At 68.6% G+C, this 23793-nt stretch carries 28 protein-coding genes; 13 read left to right on the top strand and 15 right to left on the bottom strand.

Annotated elements, in window-relative coordinates; genetic code table 11:
- Nucleotides 1-87: 87 nt before the first annotated feature.
- A complete protein-coding gene (locus LT971_RS12980) occupies nt 88-1230 on the bottom strand; it encodes an acyl-CoA dehydrogenase family protein (RefSeq protein WP_237007365.1) in 1143 nt (380 codons plus the stop codon).
- Nucleotides 1231-1362: 132 nt separating this feature from the next.
- On the opposite strand from LT971_RS12980, the gene LT971_RS12975 reads away from it, so the two are divergent.
- Nucleotides 1363-2199, top strand: coding sequence for an RIO1 family regulatory kinase/ATPase domain-containing protein (locus LT971_RS12975; RefSeq protein WP_237007364.1), 837 nt, complete (start codon nt 1363-1365; stop codon nt 2197-2199).
- A 93-nt stretch (nt 2200-2292) separates the two neighbouring features.
- Nucleotides 2293-3807 carry an aldehyde dehydrogenase family protein gene (locus LT971_RS12970; RefSeq protein ID WP_237007363.1) on the top strand — a complete coding sequence of 505 codons (1515 nt, stop codon included), beginning with the start codon at nt 2293-2295 and terminating at the stop codon, nt 3805-3807.
- A 345-nt stretch (nt 3808-4152) separates the two neighbouring features.
- Here the strand turns inward: LT971_RS12970 and LT971_RS12965 are convergent, their stop codons facing one another.
- From LT971_RS12965 to LT971_RS12950, 4 genes are read right to left on the bottom strand one after another with little or no spacing between them, the layout of a single operon-like run.
- Nucleotides 4153-4953 carry a carbon-nitrogen family hydrolase gene (locus LT971_RS12965; protein ID WP_237007362.1) on the bottom strand — a complete coding sequence of 267 codons (801 nt, stop codon included), beginning with the start codon at nt 4951-4953 and terminating at the stop codon, nt 4153-4155.
- 1 nt (nt 4954) lies between these two features.
- Entirely contained in the window at nt 4955-5386 is a 432-nt protein-coding gene (locus LT971_RS12960) for an SRPBCC family protein (protein WP_237007361.1), read from the bottom strand.
- Between the two features lie 47 nt (nt 5387-5433).
- Nucleotides 5434-5661: a DUF7123 family protein gene (locus LT971_RS12955; RefSeq protein WP_237007360.1), complete on the bottom strand. Its 228-nt coding sequence runs from the start codon at nt 5659-5661 to the stop codon at nt 5434-5436.
- 40 nt (nt 5662-5701) lie between these two features.
- Nucleotides 5702-5887 (bottom strand): DUF7525 family protein, encoded by a 186-nt coding sequence (locus tag LT971_RS12950; protein ID WP_237007359.1) that lies wholly within the window; start codon nt 5885-5887, stop codon nt 5702-5704.
- A 109-nt stretch (nt 5888-5996) separates the two neighbouring features.
- Here LT971_RS12950 and LT971_RS12945 point away from each other — a divergent pair, with 109 nt between their 5' ends.
- Genes LT971_RS12945 through LT971_RS12940 form a run of 3 tightly spaced genes read left to right on the top strand, consistent with a single transcriptional unit; the run spans nt 5997 to nt 8426 of the window.
- On the top strand, nt 5997-7148 hold the full coding sequence (locus LT971_RS12945) for an LEA/WHy family protein (protein WP_237007358.1): 1152 nt from the start codon (nt 5997-5999) through the stop codon (nt 7146-7148).
- Nucleotides 7145-7687 (top strand): DUF7528 family protein, encoded by a 543-nt coding sequence (locus tag LT971_RS16575; RefSeq protein ID WP_425293284.1) that lies wholly within the window; start codon nt 7145-7147, stop codon nt 7685-7687. The genes LT971_RS12945 and LT971_RS16575 overlap by 4 nt, the downstream gene beginning before the upstream one ends.
- Before the next feature lie 46 nt (nt 7688-7733).
- Nucleotides 7734-8426 carry a cupin domain-containing protein gene (locus LT971_RS12940; protein WP_237007357.1) on the top strand — a complete coding sequence of 231 codons (693 nt, stop codon included), beginning with the start codon at nt 7734-7736 and terminating at the stop codon, nt 8424-8426.
- Here the strand turns inward: LT971_RS12940 and LT971_RS12935 are convergent.
- Nucleotides 8419-9447, bottom strand: a complete 1029-nt coding sequence (locus LT971_RS12935; RefSeq protein ID WP_237007356.1) for a phosphate signaling complex PhoU family protein — start codon at nt 9445-9447, stop codon at nt 8419-8421. The two genes, LT971_RS12940 and LT971_RS12935, sit on opposite strands and share 8 nt — an antisense overlap.
- 109 nt (nt 9448-9556) lie before the next feature.
- On the opposite strand from LT971_RS12935, the gene LT971_RS12930 reads away from it, so the two are divergent.
- The gene (locus LT971_RS12930; protein ID WP_237007355.1) at nt 9557-9730 is read left to right on the top strand and encodes a DUF5786 family protein; all 174 of its coding nucleotides are present in this window, start codon (nt 9557-9559) and stop codon (nt 9728-9730) included.
- Nucleotides 9731-9739: 9 nt separating this feature from the next.
- Here the strand turns inward: LT971_RS12930 and LT971_RS12925 are convergent, their stop codons facing one another.
- From LT971_RS12925 to LT971_RS12900, 6 genes are all read right to left on the bottom strand, one after another.
- Nucleotides 9740-10810: an ATP-NAD kinase family protein gene (locus tag LT971_RS12925; RefSeq protein WP_237007354.1), complete on the bottom strand. Its 1071-nt coding sequence runs from the start codon at nt 10808-10810 to the stop codon at nt 9740-9742.
- Nucleotides 10811-11087: 277 nt separating this feature from the next.
- The gene (locus LT971_RS12920; protein WP_237007353.1) at nt 11088-11774 is read right to left on the bottom strand and encodes a competence/damage-inducible protein A; all 687 of its coding nucleotides are present in this window, start codon (nt 11772-11774) and stop codon (nt 11088-11090) included.
- Between the two features lie 39 nt (nt 11775-11813).
- Nucleotides 11814-12533, bottom strand: coding sequence for a DUF5803 family protein (locus tag LT971_RS12915; RefSeq protein ID WP_237007352.1), 720 nt, complete (start codon nt 12531-12533; stop codon nt 11814-11816).
- Nucleotides 12530-13204, bottom strand: coding sequence for a DUF2110 family protein (locus LT971_RS12910; protein ID WP_237007351.1), 675 nt, complete (start codon nt 13202-13204; stop codon nt 12530-12532). Before LT971_RS12910 ends, LT971_RS12915 begins: the two co-directional genes overlap by 4 nt.
- Nucleotides 13204-13722 (bottom strand): transcription factor, encoded by a 519-nt coding sequence (locus LT971_RS12905; protein WP_237007350.1) that lies wholly within the window; start codon nt 13720-13722, stop codon nt 13204-13206. The genes LT971_RS12910 and LT971_RS12905 overlap by 1 nt, the downstream gene beginning before the upstream one ends.
- A gap of 108 nt (nt 13723-13830) precedes the next feature.
- Nucleotides 13831-14451: a tRNA (cytidine(56)-2'-O)-methyltransferase gene (locus LT971_RS12900; protein ID WP_237007349.1), complete on the bottom strand. Its 621-nt coding sequence runs from the start codon at nt 14449-14451 to the stop codon at nt 13831-13833.
- Between the two features lie 195 nt (nt 14452-14646).
- On the opposite strand from LT971_RS12900, the gene LT971_RS12895 reads away from it, so the two are divergent.
- The 6 genes from LT971_RS12895 (at nt 14647) to LT971_RS12870 (ending at nt 19720) form a co-directional block, all read left to right on the top strand.
- Entirely contained in the window at nt 14647-15399 is a 753-nt protein-coding gene (locus tag LT971_RS12895) for a hypothetical protein (RefSeq protein ID WP_237007348.1), read from the top strand.
- Nucleotides 15400-15432: 33 nt separating this feature from the next.
- Entirely contained in the window at nt 15433-16611 is a 1179-nt protein-coding gene (locus LT971_RS12890; protein WP_237007347.1) for an inorganic phosphate transporter, read from the top strand.
- Between the two features lie 37 nt (nt 16612-16648).
- Complete coding sequence (locus LT971_RS12885; RefSeq protein ID WP_237007346.1) at nt 16649-17071, top strand: universal stress protein; 423 nt, start codon at nt 16649-16651, stop codon at nt 17069-17071.
- 61 nt (nt 17072-17132) lie between these two features.
- Nucleotides 17133-18014 (top strand): SDR family NAD(P)-dependent oxidoreductase, encoded by an 882-nt coding sequence (locus LT971_RS12880; RefSeq protein WP_237007345.1) that lies wholly within the window; start codon nt 17133-17135, stop codon nt 18012-18014.
- 37 nt (nt 18015-18051) lie between these two features.
- Entirely contained in the window at nt 18052-18993 is a 942-nt protein-coding gene (locus LT971_RS12875; protein ID WP_237007344.1) for an NAD-dependent epimerase/dehydratase family protein, read from the top strand.
- Between the two features lie 85 nt (nt 18994-19078).
- Nucleotides 19079-19720 carry a DUF7504 family protein gene (locus LT971_RS12870; RefSeq protein ID WP_237007343.1) on the top strand — a complete coding sequence of 214 codons (642 nt, stop codon included), beginning with the start codon at nt 19079-19081 and terminating at the stop codon, nt 19718-19720.
- Here LT971_RS12870 and LT971_RS12865 read toward each other — a convergent pair.
- The 3 genes from LT971_RS12865 to LT971_RS12855 form a co-directional block, all read right to left on the bottom strand.
- The gene (locus tag LT971_RS12865) at nt 19714-20157 is read right to left on the bottom strand and encodes a DUF7522 family protein (RefSeq protein WP_237007342.1); all 444 of its coding nucleotides are present in this window, start codon (nt 20155-20157) and stop codon (nt 19714-19716) included. The genes LT971_RS12870 and LT971_RS12865 overlap by 7 nt on opposite strands.
- Before the next feature lie 78 nt (nt 20158-20235).
- Entirely contained in the window at nt 20236-20565 is a 330-nt protein-coding gene (locus LT971_RS12860) for a helix-turn-helix transcriptional regulator (protein ID WP_237007341.1), read from the bottom strand.
- 90 nt (nt 20566-20655) lie between these two features.
- The gene (locus tag LT971_RS12855) at nt 20656-21372 is read right to left on the bottom strand and encodes a GAF domain-containing protein (RefSeq protein WP_237007340.1); all 717 of its coding nucleotides are present in this window, start codon (nt 21370-21372) and stop codon (nt 20656-20658) included.
- A gap of 352 nt (nt 21373-21724) precedes the next feature.
- Between LT971_RS12855 and LT971_RS12850 the strand changes: the two genes are divergently transcribed.
- Nucleotides 21725-23779, top strand: a complete 2055-nt coding sequence (locus LT971_RS12850) for a PrkA family serine protein kinase (RefSeq protein WP_237007339.1) — start codon at nt 21725-21727, stop codon at nt 23777-23779.
- The last annotated feature ends 14 nt before the right edge of the window (nt 23780-23793 follow it).

Below are 23793 nucleotides of genomic sequence, written 5' to 3'. Positions count from 1 at the left end.
CGTCGCAGGAATGAAACCAGCACTGTAGCCGACTCGACTACCGACACCGTCGCCCGAACGGCCGTCCGGTAGCGGCCGGGAGCAGACCTACAGCCCGAGTTCGCGGCCGATGACGAGGTGCTGGATCTCGGAGGTGCCCTCGCCGATCTCCATGAGCTTCGCGTCGCGGAAGAACCGCTGGGGCGCGAAGTCGGTGGTGTAGCCGTAGCCGCCGAGCGTCTGGACGGCGTCCTCGGCGACCTCGCGGGCGGCCTCGCTGGCGTCGAGTTTCGCGAGCGCCGACTCCCGGGTGACGGACTCGCCCTCGTCGTACTTCGAGGCGGCGCGGTGGGTGAGCAGGCGGGCGCGCTCGGTCTTCCGGTGCATGTCCACGAGCTTGTTCCGGATGGCGTCGAACCGCGAGATGGGCTGGCCGAACTGCTCGCGTTCGGTGGCGTAGGACTTCGCGGACTCGTAGGCGCCCTGCGCGAGCCCGGTGGAGAGCGCCGCGATGGAGATGCGACCGCCGTCGAGGGTCTTCTTCGTCTGCTCCCAGCCGTCGCCCTCCTCGCCGAGCAGGCGGTCCTCGGGAATCCGGCAGTCGTCGAACTTGATCTCGCAGGTCGGGGACGCGTTCAGCCCCATCTTGTCCCACTCGGCGGTGACCTCGAAGCCGTCGTCGCTCTCGGGGTCGACGATGAACGTCGAGATGCCGTCGTAGCCCGCGTCGGGGTCGGTGACGGCCTTCACGATGACGCTCCCAGCGACGGAAGCGTTCGTGATGAACTGCTTGGTGCCGTCGAGGACGTACTCGTCGCCCTCCTTGACGGCCATCGTGTCCATGTCACTGGCGTCGCTGCCGCTTTCGGGCTCGGTAAGCGCCCACGCCCCCATGTAGTCACCCTCGGCGAGCGGACGGAGCCACTCCTCTTTCTGCTCCTCGGTGCCGAACAGCTCGATGGGTTTCGACGCCAGCGAGACGTGTGCGGCGTACGAGAGGCCGATGGAGCCAGAGACGCGGCCGAGCTCCTCGGTGACGGTCGCGTACATGAGCTGGTCGCCGCCGAGGCCGCCGTACTCCTCGCTGACGGGGACGCCCATCATGTCGAGGTCGGCGAGCTCGTCGAAGACCTCCGCGGGGAAGCGGTGTTCCTCCTCGATGTCCCACGCGATCGGCTCGATCTCTTCCTCGCAGAACTCCCGAACGGTGTCCCGAATCATCCGGTGTTCGTCGGGGAGGTCGAAGTCCATGGGACAAAATTTGCCACCGACTGCATAAACACACCGGAACCCCGCACTCGCCGCTGCGGTCCGGTCCGCCGGTGGCTGGCACTGTCGCCCGACTCCCGCCGGACCTTTGACCGGGGGCGACGAATCCAGCGTGTGAGCATCCGCCAACTGGTCCGCGGCACCGTTCCCTGGGAGACACTTGAGGACGTCGCGCGCGAACTCGGGGAGCGATACGACCAGGACTCTATCCGGGTCTCCTACCTGGACGCGGACAACTGGCTGTCGACGCCCTGCGTCGTCAACGACCGCTGGTTCGTGAAAGTGATCACCGGCCAGAACGCGCTCGTCCACGCCCTGTTCACTGGCGCCCGGAACCTCGGGGCGTTCTCCAGTGGCACCGAGGGCTTCTTCGAGCCGTTCGACGGCCCCGTGGAGATGGCCGAACACGAACTCGAGGCGACGCGAAAGCTCCGGGAGCTCGGCGTGAACGCCCCGGAGCCCGTCGAGGCGTTCGAGGTCGACGGCTTCGGCGTGCTCGTCCTCGACTACCTCCCGGAGTTCACGCCGCTGGACGAACTCCCCGAGGCAGCCGTCGCCGGCCACGCGCCGGCCCTGTTCGACTCGCTGTCCACGATGCACGCCAGCGGCGTGGCGCACGGCGACCTCCGCGCCGAGAACGTCCTCGTGGCCGGCGGCGACCTCTACTTCATCGACGCGACGAACGTCGACGGCGAGGCCATCGGGGACGCTCGCGCCTACGACCTCGCGTGCGCGCTCGCCGCGCTCGAACCGCTCGTCGGCGCCCAGACGGCAGTCGAAGCCGCCTTCGAACACTACGAGGTCGACGAGGCCGCCCACGACGTGAACGGCCCGGCGGACGCCCTGCTGCGCGCTCAGGACTTCCTCGGGTTCGTCCAGTTGCGGCCCGACCACGCCTTCGACGCGGCGGCGCTCAACGGCCGCATCGACACCGTCGCCAGCGACCCGTAGCGGAGGCCGAGCTAGCAGGTACCACGGTGAGGCGTCGCCCTGCCGCCCGCGGAAGGCCCATCTTTTTCACCGTGTACGTCGCAGTTCTTGCCGATGACGTACCAGCACTACATCGACGGCGAGTGGACCGACGGCCACGGCGCCGACACCTTCGAGAGCACCAATCCGGCGACCGGCGAGACGCTCGGCGAGTTCCGGCGCGGCACCACCGACGACGTCGACGACGCCGTCGCGGCCGCCGACGCGGTCGAGGACGAGTGGCAGTCGCTGTCCCGCATCGAGCGCGCGGAGTACCTCTGGGACATCTACCACGAGCTGAAAGACCGCCACCAGGAGCTCGGTGAGGTCGTCACCAAGGAGTGCGGGAAGGAGATCTCCGAGGGGAAGGCCGACGTCGCCGAGGCCTGGCACATGGTCGAGTGGGCCGCGGGCGACGCCCGCCACCCGTCGGGCGACGTGGTACCGTCCGAGATTGCGGACAAGGACGCCTACATGCGGCGCAAGCCGCGGGGCGTCGTCGGCTGCATCACGCCGTGGAACTTCCCGGTCGCCATCCCGTTCTGGCACATGGCTGTCGCGCTGGTCGAGGGCAACACCGTCGTCTGGAAGCCCGCCGAGCAGACGCCGTGGTGCGGCCAGATCATCGCCGAGATGTTCGAGGACGCCGGCATCCCCGACGGCGTGTTCAACATGGTGCAGGGCTTCGGCGACGCCGGCGCCCGCATCGTCGACGACGATCGCGTCGACACCGTGCTGTTCACGGGCTCCGCGGAGGTCGGCCAGGAGGTCGCCCAGAAGGTCGCCGAGTCCCCCGGCAAGCTCGCGGCCTGCGAGATGGGCGGGAAGAACGGCATCGTCGTCACGGAGGAGGCGGACCTCGACATCGCCGTCCACTCCGCCGTGATGTCCTCATTCAAGACGACGGGCCAGCGCTGCGTCTCCAGCGAGCGCCTCATCGTCCACGAGGACGTCTACGACGAGTTCAAGGAGCGCTACGTCGAGGTCGCCGAGAAGGTCGCGGTCGGCGACCCGCTCGACGAGGGGACGTTCATGGGGCCGGCCATCGAGCCCGAGCACGTCGAGAAGATCCAGAAGTACAACGAGCTCGCTCGCGAGGAGGCGAAGAACGTGCTCGTCGACCGCACGGAGTTCGAGGCCGACGAGATTCCCGAGGGCCACGAGGACGGCAACTGGGTCGGGCCCTTCGTCTACGAGGTCGACTACAGCCCGGACCTGCGCTCCATCAAGGAGGAAGTCTTCGGGCCGCACGTCGCGCTCATCGAGTACTCCGGTGACATCGAGCGCGCCGTCGAGATCCACAACGACACCCCCTACGGGCTCGCCGGCGCCGTCATCAGCGAGGACTACCGCCAGATCAACTACTACCGTGACAACGCCGAGGTCGGCCTCGCCTACGGCAACCTCCCGTGCATCGGCGCGGAGGTCCAGCTGCCGTTCGGCGGCGTGAAGAAGTCCGGCAACGGCTACCCGAGCGCCCGCGAGGTCATCGAGGCGGTCACCGAGCGCACCGCGTGGACCCTGAACAACTCCAAGGACATCCAGATGGCGCAGGGCCTCTCCGCGGACATCAAGACCGAGGACGACTGACGACCGGAGCGCGGTCGACCCGGTTCGATTGCCGATTCTTTTGTTGGCGAGCTCGCGCGTACGCCATCCAGAGCCGCTGACGGAGAGTTTCCTCGCCGTGCCGGTGGCTCGGGCTCGACTGGTCAGTGGACGAGTACGTGGCGGTGAGTGGAGAGGAGGTGGACGCCGAGTGCACGGCCGCGGGTCCCGGAGTCGCGGCCGCGCGGTGGTGGCGGTGGGTGCGGGCGCGGAGCGTCGTTGTTGCCGTCACGACGAGAAAAGCGTCGCTTCCGGCAATCACCGGTAATGCTCGATGGTATTTAAATTCACGTATCTGCGGCGGGGCCTGCCGGGTCAGTTCCCGGGTCAGTGCCGGCGACGGTCGCGGAGCGCGGGGAACTCCTCGCGGACGGCCGCGGGCCGGTCGGGGTCGAGGTCCGCGAACACGATGTCGGGGTGGTCGCCAGTGCTGGCGAGCGTCGTCCCCCACGGGTCGTAGACTGTCGACCGGCCCACGAGTGCGTCGTCGCCGAAGTCAGCGGCGCCGTTGACCGCGGCGACGTACGTGAGGTTCTCGACGGCGCGAGCGCGCGGCAGCAGCTTCCAGTGCTCCACGCGCGGGTACGGCCACGCCGACGGTACGAGCACGAGGTCGACGCCGTCCTCGGCGAGGTCGCGGTAGAGCTCCGGGAACCGGAGGTCGTAGCACGTCGTCGCCGCGACAGTGAACCCCAGCAGGTCCGTCGTCGGCACGCGCTCGCCGGGCACCAGGAGCTCCGCCTCGGCGGACTCGTACCCGAACAGGTGGTGTTTGCGGTAGACGAGCCGACGGTCGCCGTCCGCGTCGAACAGCACGCTCGTGTTCGCCAGCCCCTCGTCGGCGGGACCGCCCTCGGACTCGGCGAGGTCCTCGACGATGCTGCCCGCGAGCACGGCGACGTCCTCGTCGGCGGCGACGTCCCGGATTCGCGCGAACTTCTCGCCGTCGAGGCCCTCCGCGACCCGCTGGTAGGCGTCGAACGCGAAGAACCCCACGTCGAACAGCTCCGGGAGCGCGACGAGGTCCGCGTCCCGGCCTGCCGCCTCCCGGATGGCGTCCTCGGCGCGGCCGAGATTCGCGTCGACCGCCCCCGCCTCAACGTCCAGCTGGGCGAGCGCGAGCCGCATCTCAGTCGGCCCCCGTCGCGCCGTCCTCCTCGAGCTTCCGCTGGAGGCGGTCGAGCTCGTCGTCGAGGTTCCGCTTGAAGAACTGCTCGACGCCCGGTACCTTCCCGTCGACCACGAACCGGTTCGTGAGCGTCGACCCGCCACCATCCAGCTCGTGGATCTCGTGCTCGCCGGTGACGTTGAAGATGCCGGACTTCCCCACGAACTTGACGAACGTCGGCGCCTCGACGGTCACGTCTCGCGTCTCCACGTCGATGGTGCTGCGCACCACCGGAATCGGCAGCGCCACGTGCCAGGTCGTCGTATCGCCCTCGCTCGTGTAGCTGTCGACGACGCTGATCGCGTCGGCGCGCTTCTCTGGGTCGGAGATGAACGCCCAGACGTCCTCGGGCGACACCGTCAACTCGAACGTGCGCTCGACCCGAACTGTCATACCGGCCTTTTCGAGGCCGCCAGCAAAAAGCCGCCGATTGCGGGGGTCTAGGCGGGCTCGACTCGCCACGTCGTGGACTTCGAACGGCTCCACTTCTCGATGTCGACGTCCTCGGTCTTCTCCGCGAGCTCTGGGAGTCGCACACCGACCTGTTTGGAGGAGAGGCCGAGGTGTTCCGCGATGTTCTTCGAGCGGAAGTACCGCTCGCCCCGGTCGACACTCTCCCGGAGGTAGTCGAGGATGCGGCGTTCCTCGTCGGTGTAGTCCTCGCTCATCGTCCGTACTTGGGGCTTCGTCGGTTTAACGGTTTTCCGCCTACCCCCAGATGTGGATGGCGGCGACCGACAGCGCAGCGAGAGTTACGGCAGCGGCGAACCCGACTGCCGTCTGGAACTGTCCCGGGGATACGAAGGCGTAGACGGCCGCGGCGGCGGTCAGCAGGCCGAACGCGATGCCGACACCGACGCCCATGTCCGTCTCGTCGGCGGACTGCGTGGTCATACCTCGCCGTTACCGGTGCCGGGCCTTAATTGGTTCTACTCGGCGGCGGCGCCACCCCGCCGCGATCTCGGCCATCAGACTTTCCCGCGGCAAGCGCCCCCGGCCGAACATGAACGTGCGTGGGCTGTTGCTGGGGAGCAAGCTGCGGGTCGCCGCGACGGTCCTGCTGGGGCTGGTCGTCGTCGCCGGCGGGGCGTTCGCGGCCGGCTTCCTCGGCGTGCCGGCCGTCGCGGGTGTCGACAACGAGTTCGGCGACGTGAACGAGTCCGTCACGGAGATCGAGACGGTCCTCGCCGTGAACAACCCGAACCCGGTAGGGGCCAGTCTGGGTGGCGTCCGCGTGAACTACTCGGTGGCGATGAACGACGTCACCGTCGCCGAGGGCGAGAAACGCGGCGTCGGCGTCGATTCCGGGAACTCGACGGTGAACCTCACCACGGACCTCCAGAACGACCAGATTCCGGCGTGGTGGGTGACGCACGTGAACGGCGGCGAGTCCTCGCAGCTGGCGGTCGACGCGACCGTGACGTCGAGTACGCTCGGCCGGTCGGTGTCGTTCCAGCCGGCGAACCGCGCCATCGACACGGACGTCCTCGGGCAGTTCAACTCCAGCGAGGACCAGGACATCGACGCGAACGCGCCGCTGGTCTCTGACCCGGTACTGATAATCGAGGAGCGCGACGCGTCCTGGGGCGAGGCGACGAGCCAGGAGACGCCAATCGACCTGACGTTCCGGGTGCACAACCCGAAGGCCCAGCCGGTCGCAATCTCCAGTGTCGGCTACGACATCACGATGAACGACGTCGACGTCGGCGACGGCGAGACCGAGGAGACCGTCACCATCCCGGGCTGCGAGACACGGGCGGTGTCGTTCCCGACAACCATCCGGACGCAGGCGCTGGACGACTGGTGGGTGAGCCACCTCGAGAACGACCAGGTGACGAACCTCACCATCGACTTCTACGCCGAGATACAGCCGCCGGGCACCGACGAGTCCGTGCGCGTCCCGCTGGACGGCCTCACTTACGAGAAGACCATCGAAACGGACATCTTCGGGGACGACAGCGAATCCGCCGACGGCGGCGACGACACGGAGACGACCACCGCGACCACGACGGCTGCCACCACCACGACCAGCGAGGACAGTGACGACTCGCCGACGGCGAGCGAAACGACGACGACCAGCGACACACCCACCACCACTACGAGCGACGGTGGCAACGAGACGACGACCACCGAAGACGACGACTTGCTCTCCTGACGGCAGCGCGCCGCCGGGGCGCGTGGTCGACCGACACACCCGCCAAGCACTTTTGTCGAGGCGGTAACACAGTCCGGGTATGCCACGGAGTTCCGCCGCTCCTGGTCGCGTTCTCCAGTAGCGACGAGGTATCGGCTGCCGCGACGAGCGACGAGGCTGGCGACAGTACCGTCGAACTGACCGTTGGCGACCAGACGGTCGCGCTCTCCCGGAGCGCCGCCGTCGAACTGCGGGCCGCCGTCGGGGACGCGCTCGAACAGCGCCAGGCGTTCGCCCGGACCGCCGGCGTCCACCGCCCGAACGGCGAGTACGTCGTACAGCGGTGCGCCGCCGACTCCACCGGCAACGCCGTCGTCTTCGACTCGTTCGCGTCGCTCCGGACGGTCTTCGAGGCGCTGCCCGAGCGGTTCGGCTCCGACGACGTCGACTGCACAACGGGGTCGCGGCGCTACATGGTCGTCTGGCACTTCGCTGAACACCCGGCGTTCCCGTGCACGCTGGCCGCCCGACGCCCGCTGACCGTCGAGAAAGCGCCGTAGCCGACGGACCACGAACGCTTTTCCGTCCTCGAAGTAGTCGTCGGGCGTGTCCCTCCACACGACCGGCCGCCCGCTCGACGAGGGCGGCGAGCCGACAGACGGTCCCGCGCTGGAACTGGACCCCGACAGTCGCGCCGCCGACCTCCTCGAGGCGTCGCCGCACGCCCTCGCCTCGGCGCCCGGCAGCGGACTGTGGTCCGTGCTGCTCGACGACCCCCACGCCGACCGGCCAGAGATGGTGGTCTGGCTCGCCCCGGACGCGACAGTCCTCCCGCCGCACGTCCACCGAACCCGCGACGAGACCTTCGAGTCGCTGCGCGGCGAGCTGACGGTCACCGTCGACGGCGACGAACGGACGCTCTCCCCGGGCGACTCACACACGGTCGACCCCGGCGTCACGCACAACTTCGCGAACGAGACAGCGGGCATCGTGGCGTTCCGCGTCGAGCCGCCGTGGGCGAAGACCGTCCACACGCAGTACACCGTCTCCGGGCTCGACCACGAGGGCGCGTTCGGCGCCGACGGCGAGTACGGCGAACCCGGGGCGCTGCACGCACTCGTGTCCAGCGAGGCCGTCAGCGCGGAGACCCGCCTGCAGGTCGCTCCGTCAGTCGTCCAGCGAGCGCTCTGGGCGACGGCCGGGCGGGTCGCGAAACTGCTCGGTCACCGGGCAGTCCACGAGAAGTACCTGACCGACAAGTACTGGCGGCAGACGGTCGAACAGCCCGACCTCAGTTGATGGTGGTGTGGTCGGACTGCTCGTTCAGCGCGAGGTTCGCGGCGATCTCGGCGTTCCGCATCGAGTACTGGGCGGACTGCTGGAGGCTCACCAGCACCTCCCGGACCTCCAGCAGGTCGTCGTTGTCCATCTCCGGGAGGTCGTCGAGAATCTCGCCCTCGCGGTCCTCGATCTCGGCGAACTGCTCGCGGACCTCGATGGTCGCGTCGTAGTCGCGGTCGACGGCGGCCGCGACCGCGTTCGCCGTGACGTCGTCGACCTTGTCGGTGAACTCGCGGATGCGGCGCATCGTCGCCTGGTCGACGTCCAGCGTGTGGCCGTCGGTCTCCATCACGATGTCCGCGATGTCCTCGGCGTTGTCCGCGACCAGCTCGAGGTTCTTCGCGACGCTCCGGTAGCCGACCAGCGGGAACCCCTCGTCGAGGCCGACGGCGCGCGCCAGACTCGGGTCGTGGTAGGCGGTGAAGATGAGCCGGAGGATGAGCACGAAGATCTTGTTCGCCTGCCGCTCGCGGTTGAGCGCGCGCTGTGCGAGGTCGGGGTTGCCGTGAGCAAGCGCCTTCACCGCCTCGCCGCGCATCGTCGAGCCGGTGTTCTCGAGGCGTTCGAGGAGGTTGTCGAGGTCGAAGTCCTCGGGGTCGACCGAGCACCGGATGGTGATCCGGTTCGGGGTCTCCTCGACGACGCCGAGGCCCATGAGCTGTGTCTCGGCCTTGTAGACGGCGTTGATGTGCGCGGACTCCAGCGCGTCCTCGCTCTCGACGTGGATGACCCGCCGGCCGAGCACGTACTGGCCGACGATGGCACGCTCGACAGCGTCAGCATCGAAGTTCTGTGCGTGGATGGTCGCCTCGGTGTCCTCGCCGCGGGCGGACTCCGGGGTGACCGCCAGCGACCCCTTCCCGCTCTCCCGGACGGTGACCTCGTCGCCCTTCTCGACGTCCTGTTTGCGGGCCCACTCCGCCGGCAGCGTCATCGCGAGCGTCGACGGCCCGAGCCGCTGGACCTTCCGTGTCTCCATGGCCCACCCGAAGGAGCCACAGACCTTAGTTTTTCCCTCTGGTCCTTATACACGGGGAAGGTCGCTTGAATCCGGCGTGTTTTTCCGTGAGCCGCCTCTAAGTGGTATCATGGGTTTTGGTAGCTACGACGAGTCCGAGCAGGGGGACCAGGACACGGACATCGACGAAGACGGCGCCGTCAACGTCCACGAGAACGACCACGACGGCGAGATCTCCTTCGACTCCGAGGCCGACAGCGACGAACTCATCGACCAGCTGCAGTCGATGAAAGACGACGAGTAGGCGGCCGCGTCAGACGACTTTCACCATCCGTTCTTCGAAGCGACCGACTCGCACTTTCGTCCACCCGCGGAGTGACTCGTCGACCGCGTCGTCGCCGGTGTCGACGCGCAACACACCGGTCTCGTCGAGTTTCCGCGGCGACGCGACGACTCTGACCTCGCTGCGCTCGATGACCGCCGGCGATATCTGGTGGTTCCCCCGGCCGAACACGAACCCCTGGCCGCCGATCGGGGAGACGTAGATGACGTTCTCGTCGCCGAGCGCCGACAGAATCTCGTCCTCGCTGCCGTCCCGCACGACGAGTTCGCCGTCCCGGTAGACGTCGACGCCCAGCGGCGAGCCGTCCACACCGAGTTCGTCGGCGATGCGACCGACGGTTCCTCCCGGCCCCAGGACGTACGTCACGCCGTCCTCGACGCTCGCCGCGACGCCCTCGGCGAGCGCACCGGTGCTGCCGGAGTGGACCTGCTTTGCGGACTGGAGGTCCTCGGCCACCGGCACCTCGACGACGCCCCGCAACCGGGTCCGGACCTCGCCGTCGCGGTAGGCGTCCTCGTCGATGTCGCTGACCTCGCGAGACTCGGTCTCCTCGAACGTGGCCGCGACCCGGCCCGCCGCCTCCGGCTGCACAGCGAACACCGACGAGTAGACTTTCACGCCCGCCGGCACCCCCAGCACCGGCACGTCTGCCTCCAGTTCGCCCAGCGTCTCGGTGACGTCCGTCGCCGTGCCGTCCCCGCCGACGAACAGAATCAGGTCGGCGCCTCGTTCGACGAACGCCTCGACCGCCGCGCGGGTGTCTGCGGCCGTCGTCTCGTCCTCGTTCGCCGGCTGGCCGACGACCACCGGGTCGAAGCCCGCCTCGCTCGCCACGCCGGCGCCCATCGGCGCCCCGAACGCCAGCAGTTCGGTGTCGGGCGCGCGGCCGTGCAGCGCCGCCAGCGCGTCCCGTGCCCGCTGCGGAGCGCGCGGCTCGGCGCCGCGCTCGCGGGCCTCCTCGACTTTCCCGTCCGTTCCCTTCAGGCCGACCCGGCCGCCCATCCCGGCGATGGGGTTGACGACGACGCCGACAGTACGCATACCCGACACTCCGTCGGCCGGGCCGAAAAGCCGCCCGGTTACCCCCACAGTCCGCCGTCGTGCGTCGACGACGCGGGCCCGTGAACCCGCTGGCGGCGCCGCCGGAACCAAGCGTTAAAGACCGAGCCCTCGGAACGAACGCGTATGTTCACGCTGCTCGAAGCAGGCTCGTCGCTCCCACCGAACCTCACGGGCTGGGTCGTCACGATTCTGGGGCTCGCACTGACGGTCGGCTGGCTGGCGTACCTCTTCCGCTGACCACACGACCGTCGTCGCCTCACTTCTCCTGTACGCGTTCCCGGAACCAGTCGGCGGCCTCCCGGGTCGTGTCGGCGTCCCGGTGCTGTATCTTCACGCGCACTTCCTCGCCCGGGTAGCTGCCGACGGTCACGTCGTAGGCGTCCCGGAGCGCGTCGACGGTGTCGATGAGTGAACTCTCCGGCGCGTCGACGGACACCACTTCCACGTACGTCCCCTCGCCGGCGAACTCGTCGGCGACCGTCTCGAACATCCCCTTCATCTCCGCCGGGACGCCCGGCAGCACGTAGACGTTCTCCACGACCGCCCCCGGCGCCACGCCCTCCGGGTTCTCCAGCAGTCGCGCGCCCTCCGGGAGGTGTGTCGTCCCGTCGGTCAGATCCTCGGCCGCGTACGTGTCGTGGCGCTGGAAGTACGCCACGGCGTCCTCGTGCTCGTCTATTCCCCGGTCGAACACCGCCGCGACGCCGTCCATCGTCACGTCGTCGTGGGTCGGCCCGACGCCGCCCGTCACGAGCACGGCGTCGTATCGCTCCGAGAGCCGACCCACCTCCTCGCGGATGGCGTCGACGTCGTCCGGCACGACGACCGTGCGGCCGACCGAGACGCCGCGCTCCGCGAGCCGCTGGCCGAGCCACGCGGCGTTCGAGTTCACCGTGTCGCCAGCGAGCAGTTCGTCACCGACGGTCACCAGCGCCACCTGCATGTGCCCCGGGCTTGGGGCTCCCGCGAGAAAAGCTCCGCCCTACTTCTCGACGTCCAGCCCGGCTTCCTCGCGTTCGTCCTCCAGCCGCCGGATTCGCAGCCGGTAGTAGATCACGCCGCCGACTGCTGCCAGCGCCAGCACGCCGGTCGCCCCACCGAACAGCAGGAGGTCGCGCTCGAGGTAGTACCGTGCGTCGATAGTACCGGCGTCCATCGACTCCCAGCTGGCGTGCACGCGGTTGTCCTCGACGGACTTCTCGAACCCGGCGGGCTCGACGTACCCGAGCACCGGGAAGGAGACGCGCATCCCCGCCGGGAGCACGAGCTCGTGAGAGCCCTCGAAGCCGACCTGCACGGACACCTGCCGGCTGCCCGCTGGCGCCTTGTACGCGAACGTCCCGTTGTCCTGGGGGAACGTCACGACCGTCCGCGAGTTCTGGGTGGACACCTCGATGTCCTCGCTGTCGACGGTGGTGCCGTTCGGGTACCGGAACTGCACCGCCGAGATCTGCAGCGGGTTCCGGCCGCCGAAGCCCCCGCGCTGCGCGAACTTCACCTCGCTCCGGTTGTCGACGTCCGCGACGACGGCGTACTGACCGCCGGTGACGTTCACGCGGACGTCCGCGTCGCGGTCCCACTCGTAGGTCGCGTCCTCGGCGAGCTGTTCGTCCGACGGCCCGCCGCCGCCACCAGCTCCGAGACAGCCGGCGGTGACCGCGAGCGCCGCGACCGCGAGCGCGACGACCCAGCGGTTGCTCATGGAACGACGGCGAGGAGCTCCGACGGGAGGTGCTTCCCGACCGCGGACAGCAGCCCCGGCGGGTCGGTGGAGTCCTTGCAGACGACGCTCTGCTCGAGGAGACCGAGGCGTTCGACGGTGACGATGTCGCGGGCGTGCCCGGCGCGGTTCACCGTCGCCCGCACTTCGCCGCGGGTCGCGCTGTTGACGTTCAGTCGCCCGGAGCCCCGCGTCCAGTCGTAGAGCCGGTCGCGTTCCTCGTCGGCCAGCGACGGCGACTCGCCGTCGCCGCCGTACACGAACGTCAGCGGCACGTGCTGCAAGAGCCCGAATCGCTCCCGGATCTGGCTCGGGCTGCCCGGCCCGAGGTCGAACTCGTCGGCGGGAATCCGCACGTCCTCGCCGGCGTCCAGCACGAAGCCGTCGGCGTCCCAGGACTCGAGAGTCCCGACGTACGTCTCGCCGGCCTCGAACTCCGGCGTGATCTCGCCCCACGTCTCGGCGAGCGCGTTCCGCGCCGCCACCTCGTCGGGGCCCTCCAGCGTCACCGTCGGGAAGTCGTCGTGGCGGACGCCGACCTCGAACTCGACGTCGAGGCCACCGACGTCGTTGTCGACCAGCGACCGGAGGCCGTCGAGAGCGCGCTCGCGGGCGTCGCCCTCCACGTACACCTTGGATGCGAGTACGACCATCAGGCCTCCACGGCGAGTTCCGAGCGCAGTTCCTCGATGCGTTCGTCCATCGCGTCCACGAGGTCGGTGTTCTCCATCGCTTCGACGGCGGAGCCACACTCCGGACACTCGAACCCGAGGTCCATCGCCTCCCCGAACTCGAACCGGATCGAGCACACCTCACAGAGGTAGAACTCGTTCTGGAGCTCGTACTCGCGGCGCTCGACGAGCGCCTCCAGCAGCCGCTCCATCTCCTCGCGGAGGTTCTCGGGGACGTTCTCGTACTGGAACGTCCAGAGGTACGTGAGCCACCCCGAGTCCTCGTCGCGGACCCGGCGGTAGGTCGCGAGGTCGTTCTCGTAGAGGATGAACAGCGCGCGCCGCACGTCGTTGAGCTCCAGACCGAGCCGCTCGGCGAGTTCCTCGTCCGTCACCTCGCCGTCCGGCGGGGCGGCCGCGACCGGCATCCCCTTCGGTCCGACCAGCTCGTGGAGGTACTTCTGCACCACGGGGTCGTCCAGCAGGTCCTCAAAAGCCATTGTAGGAAACGGCGGCCGGAGCGCCATTAAGTCTTGTCACTCCGGGGGCGCTCGCGGGCGCTGCGAGGCCGTGAACGCCCGTACGCTGGACTGCCGACGGCCGTCCAGTCAGTTCTCGGGCTCGGGGTCGCCGCCCGCTGCCTGTCCGTCACCGTCGCCGGCAGCCGCTCTTTCGCCGTCGCCGTCCGTCTCGTCGCCGACGTCGACGACGTGCTTGCCGAGTTCCTCGGGAATCACGCGGCGCTCCGCGTTCTCGTAGTCCTGTTCGAGTTCGCGGCCGTCGAACAGCCGGTCGAGGAACACCGCCAGTCCCGCGACCTCGCTGTGGGGCTGGTTCGTCACGCCGACGTTCCAGTCGGCGGCCTCGTACACGTCCCCCGGCACCTTCTCGCCGCCGACGACGACCAGCAGCGGCTCCTCCCGGTTGGCGTCGCGGACCTCGGTCTCGACGTCCTGCACGCGCTCGCCGTACATCGTGAGGTGGACGACCACGCCGTCCCAGTTCTCGACGGTCGCGTTCAGTTCCTCGGTGAGTTCGACGTCGAACGGCCCGCCGAACCGGCCGGTGATGTCCCGGACGGTCTCGGCGGACTGCGAGGCGTTGTCCGGGAACAGCACCCGGTCGGCGCCGAGCGCGCGCGCCGTCAGCCCGACGTGTGTCGTCATGCGGTCGTCCCGGCCCGGCCGGTGGCCGTACCGGAGCACGGCGACCTCGGGTTCCCCCTGCATACGTCCCGGCAGTCGGCCCGCCGGGGTACGCGTTTCGGATGCGCGCCGCAGAGTGGGCCGCGTTCGCGTACCCCACCCTACCCCATCGGAATCACTATCCCACTCGGGACGGTATCTGGATACAACATTGTCGCCGAGTACGTCACGCCGTAGCTGGCACAGAGTTCCACACGACGCTCGTGTGGTGGTGGTATCGTGAATCCGAGTCGCGTCGACAGTCTGACCGACCTCGCGTACGGGGTGTTGCTGTTCGCGGCCGTCGGCCTGATTCTGCAGGTCGGGACCCAGACGGGTGTCGCGTTCGGGTTCGGAGTGCTTGCGGCGTACATCCTTCACATCGCGTGGAAGATGGCGCGCTTCGACCCCGAGTGGATGACCCGGGCCGTCGACGAGACGGTCAGCGAGTCGGTCGAGGAGTCGATGGACGAGGCAGTCGAGCAGACGGTCGGCGAGACGGTGGAGAAGACGGTCGACGAGACGATCAGCCAGACCGTCGACGAGACGGTCAGCGAGACCGTCGAGGACACGGTGGGCGAGACCGTCGAGCAGACAGTCGACGAAACCGTCGGCGAGACCGTCGAACAGACCGTGGAGGATACGGTTGAGAAGACGGTGGACGAGACGGTAAGCGAGTCCGTCGAGCAGACTGTCGACGAAACCGTCGGCGAGACCGTCGAAGAATCCGTCAAGGAGTCCGTCGAGAAGCAGGTCGACGAAACCGTCTCCGAGACCGTCGAGGAGTCCGTCAAGGAATCCGTCGAGGAGCAGGTCGAGACGTCCGTCAAGGAGACGGTCGAAGAGACCGTCGAGGAGACGGTCAAAGAGACCGTGGACGAACGCCTCGCGGAAGCAGCAGCCGCAGGCAGCTCGACGGACGACACCGACGAATCGGACGACGACGGCGACGACGACGACGAAACGGAGTCGAGAGACGAGGTGGCGTCGTGACTGGGGGAACGCCGACGCACGGAGGGCCGGACCGTGGTTAGCGTCCTGCTCGGCGCCGGGCTCGTCGTCGCGGCGTTCGTCGGCTTCAACGTCGGCGGCTCGACGACCGGGCCGGCCTTCGGGCCGGCTGTCGGCGCCAAGGCGCTGTCGAAGCCGGCCGCAGCCGGCCTGATGACGCTGTTCTTCTTCATTGGGGCGTGGACGCTCGGCCGCCGGGTCGTGGACACGCTGGGCACCGACCTCCTCAGCCAGCCCGGCATCTTCACGCTGGAGGCGAGCATCGGCGTGCTGTTCTTCATCGGGCTCGCGCTGTTCGTCGGGAACTACGCCGGCGTCCCCGCGTCGACGTCGATGACGGCGGTCGGCTCAATCGCCGGCCTCGGCCTCGCGCGGAACGCACTCGACGTCGCCGTGATGGGCGAGATCGCCATCTGGTGGGTGGTCGCGCCGGTCATCGGGTTCTGGGTGTCGCTCATCATCGGCCGGTACTTCTACGCGCGCCTCCACCGGCGGGTGGCGATGGAGCGCAGCAGGGGGCCGTTGCTGGTGTTCGACCGGTCGGGCGCGGTGCCCGTGCCGCGGCCCGAGGAGACGACGAACCGCCGGGAGCTGTTCGGCGTCGTCACCGTCATCACCATCGGCTGCCTGATGGCGTTCTCCTCGGGGACGTCGAACATCGCGAACGCCATCGCGCCGCTGGTCGGCAGCGGCGTCGTGGAGATGAACCCCGCCATCCTGCTGGGGTGTGCGGCGGTCGGCGTCGGGTCGTTCACCATCGCGCGCCGCACCCTCGAGACGATGGGCAGCGACATCACGGAGCTGCCGCTGACGGCGGCCATCGTTGTCGCGTCGGTGAGCGCGACGCTGGTCATCTTCCTCTCGGCCATCGGGATTCCCGCGAGCTTCGTCGTCATCGCGACGGTGAGCATCGTCGGGCTCGGCTGGGGACGTGCGACGCGGCCGGTGAGCGTGCAGGGTGCGATGACCGGTGAAGAGGACGTCCAGGTCTCCGTCGGCGGCCTGGCGGCCGACGACCCCGACGAGGCGGTCCCCGACATCGGCGAGGAGGAGGCCGCCGACATCCCGAGTGCTGGCGACCTCTTCGACCCGGGGACGACGGTCCGAGTCATCGCGATGCAGAACCTCGTGCCCGTCGTCGGCACGGCCAGCGCCTACCTCGCCTTCCGGTTCGTTCCCATCTGGGGGTTCTAGGGCGAGACGTTATCCCCTGCCAGTCTCTAGCAGGGGTATGACACGACGCGTTCTGGTGCCGGTCGACGGTTCGGAACTGGCGACTCGAGCACTGGAGTACGCGCTCGACGTACACGGCGGGCAGGACGACATCACTTTGCTGTACGTCGCCGGCGAGCCGTCGGGAATGATGGGGTCGGCGTCCAGCCTCGCGCTCGAGGAGGACGTCGAACAGGCGATCGCCGAGGAGGCCCAGGAGGTGTTCGGGCCGGCGCGGGAGCTCGCCGACGAGTACGGCGTCGAGGTCGGTGCGGAAGTCGGGCTCGGGAAGCCCGCGAGCGTCATCGTCGAACACGCCGAGAACCACGACGTCGTGGTGCTAGGCAGTCACAGCAGCACGCTCCGAGAGCGCCTGTTCGTCGGGAACATCGCGAAGAAGGTCGTGCAGAACGCGCCGGTTCCCGTCACGGTCGTCAGGTGAGGGGCGGCGGCCACCGCCGCGGGAGCGGGGGATTGAGGGACTGGGAGTCGAAGCCCGGTGTATGCGACCAGAAGACGGAGCGAGCGTGCACCACCGCGACCTGACGGGAACCACGGCGCTCGTGACGGGTGCGACGAGCGGCGTCGGCCGGGAGGTGGCGCTCGCGCTCGGCCGCCTCGGCGCTCGCGTGCTCGTCCACGGCCGTGACCGCGACAGAGGCGAAGCGGTCGCCGACGAACTCCGGGCCGTCGGTGCCGACCCGCTGTTCCTGCGCGCCGACTTCGCCGACCTCGACGCCCTCGCGGGCCTCGCCGACGAGGTCCGCGAGCACACCGACGGACTGGACGTGCTCGTGAACAACGCCGGCACCCACTTCGACGAGGGCTGGGTGACCGACGCCGGCGTTGAGGCGACGTTCCACGTCAACCACCTCGCGCCGTTCGCGCTCACGACCCGGCTCCGCGACCACGTCGCCGACGACGGCCGGGTCGTCACCGTCGCCTCCGAGGTCCACCGGCGTGGCGACCTCGTGTTCGAGGAGCTCCGCACGAGCGAGGACTACGACGGCTTCGCGGCGTACGGGCGGTCGAAGCTCGCGAACGTCCTGTTCGCCCGGGAACTCGACCGTCGCTGGGACGGCCCCGAGGCGGTCGCGTGTCACCCCGGGTTCGTCCCGGCCAGCGGCCTCTGGCGGCACAGCTCACTGCCGGTCCGGGCCGCGATGACCGTGTTCTCGCTTGTCCCGCGCCCGCTCACGTTCGGCCGCGTCGACACCGCGGCGTCGGCTGCGGTCACGCCGACGTTCCTCGCCGCTGTCGACGCCGTCGATGGCGGCGCGTACTACCGGGACTGCGAGCCGGTCACACCGAGCGAGCAGGCCCGGGACGACGACCTCGCAGCGCGCCTCTGGACGTACAGCGAGGACGTGGTCGCCGGCCGGTAACCAGAACGCACTTGGCCGGCCGCCCGGAGCGTCGAGTATGGAGCTATCGGACAAACGGGTCGTGGTCACGGGCGCGGCCGGGCTGGTCGGCAGCCACCTCGCGGCCGCGCTGGCCGACGACAACGACGTGCTCGCGGTCGACGACCTCTCGAAGGGGAGCCGAGAGGCGGTCCCGGACGGCGTCGAGTTCCGGCAACTCGACGTCACCGAGGAGGCCGACGTCGCCGAAGCCATCACGGAGGAGGTGGACATCGTCTTCCACTTCGCGGCGTACACCGACACGAACTACGACGACTCCCGGCAGCTGTTCGAGGAGAACGGCGAGATGACGTACAACGTCCTCGAGCGCATGCACGAGGTCGGCGTCGACAAGTTCGCGTTCACGTCGTCGTCGACGGTGTACGGCGAGGCGCCGATGCCGACGCCCGAGGACTACGCGCCCCTCGAACCCATCTCCATCTACGGCGCGTCGAAGCTCGCCGACGAGGGCATCGTCTCGACGTACGCGCACAGCCACGGCATCCAGTCGTGGGTGTACCGGTTCGCGAACATCGTCGGTCCCCGCCAGCGCGGCAACGTCGTCCCGGACTTCATCGAGAAGCTGCTGGACGACCCGGAGACCCTCGAAATACTGGGGAACGGCCGGCAGGAGAAGTCCTACCTGCACGTCGAGGACTGCGTGGACGCGATGACCCACGTCGTCGAGCACGCCGAGGAGGACCTGAACGTCTACAACCTCGGTACGCGAACCACGACGTCGGTCAACCGCATCGCGGACATCGTCGCCGAGGAGCTCGGCGTCGACCCCGAGTACGAGTACACGGGCGGCGACCGCGGCTGGACCGGGGACGTGCCGAAGATGCGGCTGTCCATCGAGAAGCTGTCCGCGCTGGGCTGGGAGCCCACCACGTCCAGCGACGAGTCGGTGCAGAAAGCGGCCCGGGGGCTGGCAGCCGAAATCCGGGCCGAGCGCGAGTGACGCTCCGGGAGCGACGCTTCGAGAGGTCACCCCACGGGCGCCGGAGGGAGGAATCCTTTTTCCAGTGGCCCGAGTACGAGGAGGCGTGACGGAGTACGACGTCGGCGACCAGTTGCCCGTGGACACTGTGCCAGAGGGGACGAACCTCCTCGTCGCGGGACCGCCGCTCACACACAAGCGCGAGCTCGCCCGGTCGCTGCTGGAGTCGGGCTGCGACCGCGAGGAGGGCGCCGTGGTTGTCGGTACGAGAGACTCCGTGAAGGGAATCCGGCGGCGTTCGCCGGCCGTCTGGGACGCCGTCGAGGCGGGCCGCGGCGGCATCGTCGACTGCGTGACCCGGCAGAGCGGCGAGACCACCGAGGACTCGGAGCTCGTGAAGTACGTGCCGTCGCCGGGCGACGTCACGGAGATCGGGATCCGGCTCGGCGGCATCTTCAAGCACCTCGAACGGCAGGGCACCCGAACGCGGTTCGCGGTGTCGACGGTGTCGACGATGCTGATGTACGCCGACGTGCGGCGCGTCTTCCGGTTCCTGCACGTGTACGCGGGGCACGTCGAGCGGCTCGGCTGGCTCGGGCTCGGCGTGCTCGACACGAGCAACCGGGAGGCCTTCGACCGGCTGGCGCCGCTGTACGACGCGATGGTGCAGACGAGACGCAGCGAGGGCGGGACAGAGGTACGCGTGGTGGGACTCGGACGGGGGCGGACGGACTGGCAGTCCTACTGACCGAACTCCTCGCTGAACTCGCTGGCCACGTCGTCGGCGGACGCCTCCTCGGCGGCGTCGTCGTGGAACTGCTCGTCGACGAACGCGAGCAGCTCGTCGACGAGCGCGCTGGTGTCCTCGATGGAGTCCCTGTCGAAGGTGACGATGACGCCGGACCAGTCGTCCAGCGGCACCTGGAAGGCGACGACGTCGTGGAACCACCGGACGGTGGCGTCGAGGTGGCCGAAGCGCGCGAACTCCGGCTGTTCGAAGCCGTCGTCGAGGCCCTTCAGAACGAGGTGTTTCGCGACTTCCTCGTACTCCACTTCTGCGAACTCGTCGCGAACGCGGTCGGCCTGGAAGACGGTGTCGTAGTCGTCGCCGTCGTAGTGGACGACCGAACGGAGCTCGCCGGCATCCAGCGTGCGGATGTGTGCGGCGAGGGACTCTGCTGGCATACCACCCGGTTCGGGCGGCCCACTGGTGAATCTTCCGTCCGGTTCGGTGGCTGAGTCGGCGGCAGCGGCGGCCCCGCGTCAGTTCGCGAGGACGGTGCGCTCGTCGTCCTCGTCGTCGTCGTCGTCTCTCCCGACGTCGTCGACGTAGCGGTCTTCCCACTCGCGGCGGGACCGGAGTTCGCGTTCGCCGCGGTCCGTGAGGAGGTAGCGGTTCGTTCGCTCGTCGGCCTTGGCCTTCTCGAGGAGGCCCTTCTCGACGAGCGTGTCGAGGTTGGGGTAGAGCCGACCGTGGTTGATGTCGGCCGTGTAGTACGTCTCGAGCTCGTCTTTGACGTCCAGTCCGTTGGGCTCGTCGAGTCCGGCTGCGACGACGAGCAGGTCCCGCTGGAATCCAGTGAGGTCGTCCATGGTCTTAATTATCGTAATTTTACTCCACTATATTAAGCGTGCTGCCGTCAGACACAAATGAGGGGTGTTCAGAGGAGGGGTGAGGCGGCGTCAGCTGTCGACTCGCGGTGGCGTAAGGAGGTCGGAGTCAGCCAGCGCCGCGCAGGCGCCGGCGATGGCGAGCACCCGGTCTTCGGTGAAGAACTCGGGTTCGTGGGCTTCGGCGTCGACGATGCCGACGACCTCGTCGCCGGCGAGCACCGGACAGCAGAACTCGCTGTCGACGCTGCCGTCGCACTCGTAGTAGGGGCCGTCGTAGTCGTCGACGCTGTCGACCAGCACGGCTTCGCCGCTGAGCCCGACGGTCGTGTTGTTCGAGCGTTCGGCGAACGATTCGGTGAGCGGGAACTCGGCGCGGGACGGTTCGCCGACGTAGGCTTCCTTGACGAGGACGTCCTCGCCGTCGGCGTTGGTGGCGCGCCGGTAGACGCCGAGCCAGTCGGCGCCGGTCTCCTCGGCGAGCCCCTCGACGGTCTCGTGGAGTGCGACCAGCCGGGCGGTGTTGGGGTGGTCACGGAGCCGTTCGGGGTCGTAGTCCAGCCCGCAGATGGGGGCGAGGTTGTACGGATCGTCGGCGAGGCCAACGCCGCAGGTGCCGTCGTCGCCGAGCTCGGGGACGGGGTAGACGTAGCGGTCCTCGACGGTCTCCCGGGTGACCGTGGCGTGTGGCGGCCGCGACACCAGCGACGCGCCGCGGCGGGCGGCGTCGGAGGCCCGGTCCGCGAACTCCGGCAGGCCGATCGTCCGGAGATACGAGTCGTGGTCCATACCGTCGGTTTTGGACCGGCCGTATTTATGGTCGTTCACTGCGGCAGCCGGGCGTCAGCGGGGCTGGTCGGAGTCGCGTTCGTTTACTTGAACTACACGGGCTGCGGTGTCGGCGTGGTCGCGTCGCCGCCCGCTCGGTAGACCCGGAAATGTCCGGACGGGTTCGGGATTACGGGTCGAGAGCGGGCGATTCGGCCGTCCGTGGTGTGTGCCAACGGGCGACGAACTTATACGTTAGCAATTACCATAGTTATAGTAGTGCCGGTGTACCGCCCGGCGGCCGTCCCCAGTCGTCCCTCCGAGATGACCCGGTAGCTCGCCCGGGTGTGGCATCGAGACACACACAACCAACATGACGGAAACCCTCGACCGACTCAGCGAGCAGTACGAGGCGTCGGTGCCATCGGACCTCCGCGACGAACGGAGCTTCCAGTGGTACCTGGATACCCTCTACGACGACCCCAGGGTCGCCCGCAACGCCCACCAGCGGCTCGCGGACATGTTCGACCACTACGGCAAAACCACCGAGGACGGGGTCGTCGAGTATCACCTCGCATCCGAAGACCCACTCGGCGAGGGTGCGAACACCTTCTTCGGCCGGGAAGTCCACGAGTCCATCCACGAGTTCGTCAACAAGGTCAAAAGCGGGGCTCGCGGACTCGGCCCGGAGAAGCGCATCATCCTCCTCCTCGGGCCGGTCGGCTCGGGGAAGTCCGACGTCGACCGGCAGGTCCGGCGGTACTTCGAGGACTACACCACCCAGGAGGAAGGGCGACTGTACACCTTCCGCTGGACGGACCTCTGCTCGGTCATCGACGACCAGGACCCCAACGACGACACCGTCGTCTCCCCGATGCATCAGGACCCGCTCGTGTTGCTGCCGCAGAAGCAACGCCAGCAGGTCATCGACGAACTGAACGAGGTCCTCGACGCGCCGTACTCGCTGCGCAACGAGCAGAGCCTCGACCCCGAGAGCGAGTTCTACATGGACGAGCTGCTCGCGCACTACGACGACGACCTCCAGGCCGTCCTCGAGAACCACGTCGAGGTCGTGCGGCTCGTCGCCAGCGAGAACCGCCGGGACTGCATCGAGACGTTCGAACCCAAGGACAAGAAGAACCAGGACGAGACCGAACTGACCGGCGACGTCAACTACTCGAAGCTCGCCGTCTACGGCGAGAGCGACCCACGGGCGTTCGACTACGCGGGCGCATTCTGCAACGCCAACCGCGGCATCTTCTCCGGCGAGGAGCTGCTGAAACTCCAGCGGGAGTTCCTCTACGACTTCCTGCACGCCACGCAGGAACAGACCATCAAGCCGAAGAACAACCCCCGAATCGACATCGACCAGGTCATCCTCGGCCGCACGAACATGCCCGAGTACCGGGACAAGCGCGCCGACGAGAAGATGGAGGCGTTCAACGACCGCACGAAGCGCGTGGACTTCCCGTACGTTCTCGAGTACGAGCAGGAGGCCCAGATCTACGAGAAGCTGCTCGGGAACGCCGACGTGCCGGACATCCACGTCGAGCCCCACACGCTCACGATGGCCGGCCTGTTCGGCGTGCTGACGCGCATCCGCGACCCCGATACCGACAACGTCGGCCTGCTGGAGAAGGCCAAGGCGTACAACGGCGAACTCGACGACGTCGAGGACGTCGACCCCGAGAAGCTCCGCGAGGAGGCGGAGTCGGCGGGCGACCGCGAGGGCATGGCGGGCGTCAGTCCGCGCTTCGTCGGCGACGAGATCGCCGCCGCCATCATGGAGTCGATGGACCGCGAGCGCGGCTTCCTGTCGCCGCTGACGGTCTTCAACCGGCTGGAGGACAACCTCCCCCAGCACGGCTCCATCCTCGAGGAGAACGTCGACGACTACCAGCGCGTACTCGAACTCGTCCGCGAGGAGTACAAGGAGCGCGCCATCGAGGACGTCCGCCACGCCCTCGCCTACGACCTGGACGAGATCCAGCGGCAGGGCGAGAAGTACATGGACCACGTGATGGCGTACATCGACGACGACACCGTCGCCGACGAGCTCACCGGCCGCGAGCAGGAGCCCGACGAGACGTTCCTGCGCGCCGTCGAGGAGCAACTCGGCGTCCCCCGGGACCGCAAGGACGATTTCCGCCAGGAGGTCTCGAACTGGGTGAGCCGGCGCGCCCGCGAGGGCGAGCCCTTCGACCCCCAGGACAACGACCGGCTGCGCCGGGCGCTGGAGCGCAAGCTCTGGGAGGACAAGAAGCACAACATCAACTTCTCGGCGCTGGTGTCGAACGCCGACGTCGACGAGGAACAGGACAACGAGTGGGTGGCGGCGCTCGTGGACCGCGGGTACAGCGAGGACGGCGCCCGCGAGGTCCTCGAGTTCGCCGGCGCCGAGGTGGCGAAGGCGGAACTGGAGTCGTGACCCGCGACTACGTC

The organism is Halobacterium rubrum, assembly GCF_021729015.1.
GTDB classification, from domain to species: domain Archaea; phylum Halobacteriota; class Halobacteria; order Halobacteriales; family Halobacteriaceae; genus Halobacterium; species Halobacterium rubrum.
This window is presented reverse-complemented; position numbering and strand designations above follow the sequence as displayed.